At 28.9% G+C, this 6,077-nt stretch carries 7 protein-coding genes; all 7 read left to right on the forward strand.

The genetic code is table 11. The features are described 5' to 3' along the window. Positions 1–20 precede the first annotated feature (20 nt). The 7 genes from V6137_RS06125 (at position 21) to V6137_RS06155 (ending at position 5,966) form a co-directional block, all read left to right on the forward strand. Positions 21–569, forward strand: a complete 549-nt coding sequence (locus V6137_RS06125; protein ID WP_425447013.1) for a GrpB family protein — start codon at positions 21–23, stop codon at positions 567–569. Between the two features lie 190 nt (positions 570–759). Beyond that, entirely contained in the window at positions 760–1,944 is a 1,185-nt protein-coding gene (locus V6137_RS06130) for an MFS transporter (protein WP_425447014.1), read from the forward strand. Positions 1,945–2,044: 100 nt separating this feature from the next. Beyond that, a complete protein-coding gene (locus V6137_RS06135) occupies positions 2,045–2,770 on the forward strand; it encodes an HAD family hydrolase (protein ID WP_425447015.1) in 726 nt (241 codons plus the stop codon). Between the two features lie 147 nt (positions 2,771–2,917). Continuing rightward, on the forward strand, positions 2,918–3,604 hold the full coding sequence (locus V6137_RS06140; RefSeq protein ID WP_425447016.1) for a DUF4332 domain-containing protein: 687 nt from the start codon (positions 2,918–2,920) through the stop codon (positions 3,602–3,604). 95 nt (positions 3,605–3,699) lie between these two features. Then, positions 3,700–4,578, forward strand: coding sequence for a S66 family peptidase (locus V6137_RS06145; RefSeq protein WP_425447017.1), 879 nt, complete (start codon positions 3,700–3,702; stop codon positions 4,576–4,578). 3 nt (positions 4,579–4,581) lie between these two features. Beyond that, positions 4,582–5,523 (forward strand): radical SAM protein, encoded by a 942-nt coding sequence (locus V6137_RS06150; RefSeq protein ID WP_425447018.1) that lies wholly within the window; start codon positions 4,582–4,584, stop codon positions 5,521–5,523. Positions 5,524–5,543: 20 nt separating this feature from the next. After that, complete coding sequence (locus V6137_RS06155; RefSeq protein ID WP_425447019.1) at positions 5,544–5,966, forward strand: MBL fold metallo-hydrolase; 423 nt, start codon at positions 5,544–5,546, stop codon at positions 5,964–5,966. Positions 5,967–6,077 lie beyond the last annotated feature (111 nt).

Here is a 6,077-nt window from a genome sequence, read left to right on the forward strand (position 1 = left end):
AATAGAAAGGGATGTTTTCTATGAATAGAGAGGAACTGGGGAAATTATATCCTATAACTGTAACAGAATATGATGGAAATTGGCCTTTATTATTTCAAAAGGAAAAAAAGATATTAAAAGATATTCTTGGCTCAAAGATAGCTTTAAGAATAGAACATATAGGTAGTACTGCTGTGGAAAATTTGTTAGCTAAGCCCACTATTGATATATTAATTGAGATACCAAAGAAAAAGGATATTAGGGATTTAATAATCAATAAAATGTCTGAAAATGGTTATATACATATGAAGGAACAAAAAAATCATTTGATGTTTGTAAAAGGTTACTCTCCCACAGGGCTTGAAAATGAGTCTTTTCATATACACATGGGAACTAAAGCTCAGGAGTCGTTGTGGGACAGGTTATATTTTAGAGACTATCTTAAGTTAAATCCATCTATAGCTCTAGAATATGCAGAATTAAAGAAGGGATTAGCTAAAAAATATAAGCATGATAGGGAAGCTTATACTGAAAGTAAAGGTGAGTTTATAAAAAGAATAACTGAGATAGGAAAGGAGAAGCTAAAGTAAGGATTAGTAATTAATATGTGAAAAAAGTAGAAATAAATAGCAAAATAGGATATAATAATTAATAAATTTAGTAGAACTGGGGGAAATAGATATGATTATTCGAGGCAGACCTTAAGACTATTATACAAGACCACCACCCTATAGAAAAAATATTTTAAATATTAGAAAATTTCTATAGGGAGTGATAAAAATGAATAAAAGAGATAAGATACTAAGTAATATATGGAAATTGTACGGATATTATTTTTTTCATAACTTGATATTTGCCTATGTAATAGAACGACTTTATTGGCAACAACGGGGAATAACTATACAACAGGTGGTATATACAGAGATTATATATGCTCTGGTAATAGTAATCTTAGAAATTCCAACGGGATATTTAGCTGATAAGTGGAGTAGAAAGAGCATGTTAGTATTGGCTGGGATTTTAACATTTCTAGATTTTTTTATACTAATATATGCCGATAGTTTTTTTGATTTTGCTTTGGCGGTTTTTATTGCTGGAATACAAAGTGCCTTATCCAGTGGAACAACTAATGCTCTTTTATATGATTCTTTAAAAACTTGTAATGAGCAAGATAAATTTGAGAAAGTACTGGGAAGATTAAATTTCTTTGACTATGGGGCAGCAACAATAGGTGCCCTAGTAGGGAGTTTTGTAGCATCTAGGGTTTCATATGTATCAACATACTGGATGTCCCTTGTAAGTGTTACTATTTCTTTTTTATTTGCTATCAGCTTAATAGAGCCTAAGATTAAAACAAAAGAAGATGATGATGAAAAGAATATTAATTATATAAAAGAAGCTTACATATTTTTAAAAGGGAATGCTTCAATAAGATTTGTTTTATTATTAGGTATAGTCATGTCATCGGTGACAATATATGTGGATGAATTTTTTTCCATATATTTAAAAGAAATATCAATACCAGTGATACTATTCGGTGTAATTAGTGGAGCTAATTCTTTAATTATAAGTGTTTCAAGTATATTTGCCTATAAGATTAAGGAAAGGTTTAGTTATAAAAGTATTTTTTCTGGATTGATTACTTTATTTACAATATCGTTAATACTTTTATCCATAATTAAAGTATCCTATGGTGTTATAGCATTATTTATATTTTATTTTTCATCTGCAATGATAGAACCTTTAGTATCGGGATATCTCCATCACAGAACTAAATCAAGCTATAGGGCAACTGTGGAATCTTTTCAGTCTCTAGTAATGAGGGTTTCAACCATAGGTGTAGGATTATTATTTGGAGTTGTTTCAACCGGTTATTCCATATTTATAGGATTTAGAGCATTAGGTATACTATCCTTTATATATTTAGTTTATTATGGAATTAGACAATTTAAGTATCTAAAATAGGTTAAAGATAACAGTGATAAATAAGGTGAAAAAGGGACTGAATATTCAGTCCCTTAAAATTTAGTACAGTAGCAAAATATTATTTTGGGGGATAGACTTAATGATAAAAAATAGAAAAGTTATCTTTTTTGATATGGGTAACACATTATTACATTTTCATCATGGGAAAAGTGATAAAGAAAAGGACGATAAAGGAATAAAGTATCTTACAGATTTTTTTAAAACATTTAATAATAATATTGGTATGGATAGTGTCAGAAAAGATTTCTTTAATAAATGGCAAGAGGTTATGGCCCTTAGAAAATTAACATGTTTAGAGTATCCAGTGGAAGAGTATTTAAATGAATTTTTGAAAGGGTATGATGTAAAATTAGATTTAGATATGTGTATCAAGGCTATGGATATCTTTTATACAGAGTATAGAAAGTATGTTTTAGTAGAGAAAGAAATCCATAAAACACTAGATAAACTTATACAAAAAGGATATAGGATAGGTGTTATATCAAACACTAGTCTTTATGATGAAGTTATGATTAACTGTTTTAAAGAAGTGGGGTTGTATAAATATATAGATACATTTACATTCAGTTACTATTTAAAAGTAGGAAAACCAAAGAAGGAGATATTCAAAGTAGCATTGGATAGAATGAACATAGAAGGAAAGGATGCAATAATGGTAGGAGATAACCTTTTAAGTGATATTAAACCAGCCCAAAGTTTAGGAGTCTATGGGATATGGTTTAATAAATATAATAGATTAAATGATACTGAGATAAAACCAAACTGCGAAATTTCTCAATTGACGGATTTGGGAGATATTTTATAATATAACATATTAAAATTAGAAGTGAAATTATTTCTTTCAACATCAACTATATATATAAATTAATAGTTTAATATAATTAGGGGATTTAGGGAGAAATTTATATAAGTATATATAGTTAATTTATTAATTTTTTAGGGGGAAGATAAAGTGAATGAAGAGTTATTTAGAAATTATTTAGATAAGTTAGAGTTTAGAGAAAGTAGAGTAAAGAGAATTATCAAAACAGTAAAAAAATTCGAAAAATATTTAACTAAGTTGAATAAAACCCTTTATGACGCAAATTATGATGACTTAAATGACTTCTTAACCAAATATACAAAACAATATACGTCAAATTATCATGTAGAAGATTTAAGACACTATTATGAAGAGAAGAATAATAAGAATATGATAAAAGCTGTAGAAGAAATGAGATATAAATTTACTCCACCATATAAACTAAAGGATTTAGATAATATAAGTAAAGAATATTTAGACAAGTTACAAGATATCGGAATAAAAACAAATAACCAGTTCCTCTATACTTGTAAAACAGAAAGCGAAAGAAAAGGTTTATCAATCAAAACTAATATTCCGCTAGAAGAAATAAATAAAATAGCTAAATTATCGGATCTTACTAGAATATTTGCAGTAAAGGGAACAAGGGCTAAACTATATTATGAAGCAGGAATTGATACCGTGGAGAAAATATCAGAGTTAGATGCTAAAGAATTAAGAGATACAGTGATTAAATATATAGAAGAAAGTGGATTTGATGGAATAGCTACTTTAGTTAAAGAAGCTGAGTTTACCGTTAATTTTGCTAAGAAGTTATATAAAATAGCAGAATTTTAAGTTTATACATTATGTTTAGAAAATTATAATGGTCGGGGAGTATAATATTTTCCATAGTAAAAAGATGTTAAAACTTAAGATAAGGGGTGGTAAATATGATAAAACCTATATTAGATTATGGAGATAAGGTTTATATAATTGCCTGTTCAGACGGTCTAAGAGATAATTATTCGGAAAATTTAGATTCTATAATAGATAATCTTAAAAAAATAGGGTTAGAAACTGTACAAGCTAAAACTCTCTTTAGAAAAATTGGGCCCTTTAGTGGAACTCCTAAAGAAAGGGCTAAGGAACTGATGAAGGGATTTACTGATGATAGCATTAAGGCTATATTTGATATTTCTGGTGGAGATTCAGCTAATGAAATTTTGGACTTTCTTGACTATGACATAATAAAGAAAAATTCAAAACCCTTTTTTGGAATAAGTGATTTATCTGTTATTTTAAATACATTATTTAGTTTATCTAAAATACCAGCATACCATTATACCATAAGAAACTTAATAGGAAAAGATTCAGAAAAACAAATAGAAAAATTTGAAAGGTCCTTTTTAAAAGGTTTTGAGGATATATATGAAGTTGATTATGACTGGATTCAAGGCAGTGAAATGAAGGGAACCATAATAGGTGGCAATATAAGGTGCTTTCTAAAATTAGCCGGTACAAAATATATGCCCAATCCAGAAGATAAAATATTATTTTTAGAAAGTCTAGGGGGAGGACCTAATAGAATGGCTTCTCTATTGACCCAGTTTAAACACATAGGTTTTTTGGAGAAGATTAATGGAATTATTTTAGGATCATTTTCTCAAATGGAAGGGGATAAACTAGAGCCTAATATTGAAAGTCTTGTGACAGATATATTGAATAATCAAGAGATACCCGTTGTTAAGACTTCATTACTAGGACATGGAGAAGATGCAGGTTGCATAGTTATTGGAGAAGAAGTTAAATTAGTAAAGGGGGAATATTAATATATGAAATCAAAGTTTTTAGATTTAAATAGATTAGAGTTTTTTACAACAAGTATTTGTAATTCTAAGTGTAAGCATTGTTCAGTTATCAATAAAAACAGTGAAGAAAAACATATAGATATAGATGTTGCGATTAACTTGATAAAGAAACTTAGTAGTAGATACGATTTACAATCGGTCATGACCTTTGGAGGGGAGCCATTGCTATTTCCGGAAGTTATATACTCTATTCACAAAGCAGCAAAGAATTTGGGAATTCCCAGTCGTCAGATAATAACAAATGGTTATTGGTCAAAGGATGATGATAAAATACAGGAGACAGTAGATAGATTAGAAGAAGTCGGGGTTAACAAAATTCTAATATCGGTTGATGCTTTTCATCAAGAACATATTCCTATTGAAATAGTAAAGAAAGTGACAAAAAAGTTACTTAAAACTTCCATATCAGATATAAAGCTAAGTCCCTGTTGGGTAGTATCAGAAGAGGATGATAATTTTTTCAATAAAAAAACAAAATCTATTCTAGAAGAATTTAAAGATTTATCGATAAAAGTTGGCAGTGGAAATGTAGTATCACCCCAAGGGGCGGCATTGAAAAATTTAAATAAGTATTTACCAAATAAGAAACTTTTAGAAGATGGGAAATGTGGGGATCTACCATATACAGATACATTGGATTCAATTAAAAGTCTAAGTGTTGAACCAAATGGAGATATGATTATATGTAAAAATTTCAAAATTGGAAATGCAGAAGATGAGAATATAGAAGACACTTTAGAAAAATACAATCCCTATAATAATATATATATGAAAACTATATTAGAAGATGGAGTGCAGGGGTTATTAAAACTAGCAGATAGGGAAGGTATAGAAATTGAAGAAAGAGAATTTTATTCTATATGTGATAAGTGTACATATTTAAAAGATAAGTTAATCAGTAAGTAACACAGAAGGGGGAAAGGGACATGATTAAGGGTATATTTCTTGGAACTGGAAGTATTCCAACAAAGGAACGTAATTCCCAAGGGGTTTTATTAGAGTTTGATAATAAGGAGACAGTTCTTATCGATTGCGGGGAGGGGATTCAACGGCAAATTTTAAATATAGATACTGACCTTGAAAAGCTAAATACTATTTTCCTTACCCATGATCATATAGATCATATTTATGGTGTAGGTGGAATGTTAACCTTGCTTTTAAGTAGATATCCGAAGAAAAAAGTTATAATTTATGGACCAAAGGTTACTGTGAAAACTGTAAAAGAAGTAGTAAACTTATTTATGCCAGAGAAAATTTCTAGAATTAAGTATATTGAAACTACTGGGAGTCAAGAGATTAGGACAGAATCATATGATTGCTATACATTCAAAACCAGGGCTATCGCATGAAAAATAATTATTAAAATGAAATGGAAAAAATCTCAAAAAGGAATTTTAGATTTTATGTCGAATCTTTAAAATATACAAATAAAATACGAGGAGAGCAGACATGAAATTTGA

Origin of the sequence: Dethiothermospora halolimnae (genome assembly GCF_037577855.1) — a bacterium.
In the GTDB taxonomy this organism is placed as follows: Bacteria; Bacillota; Clostridia; order Tissierellales; family VENL01; genus Dethiothermospora; species Dethiothermospora halolimnae.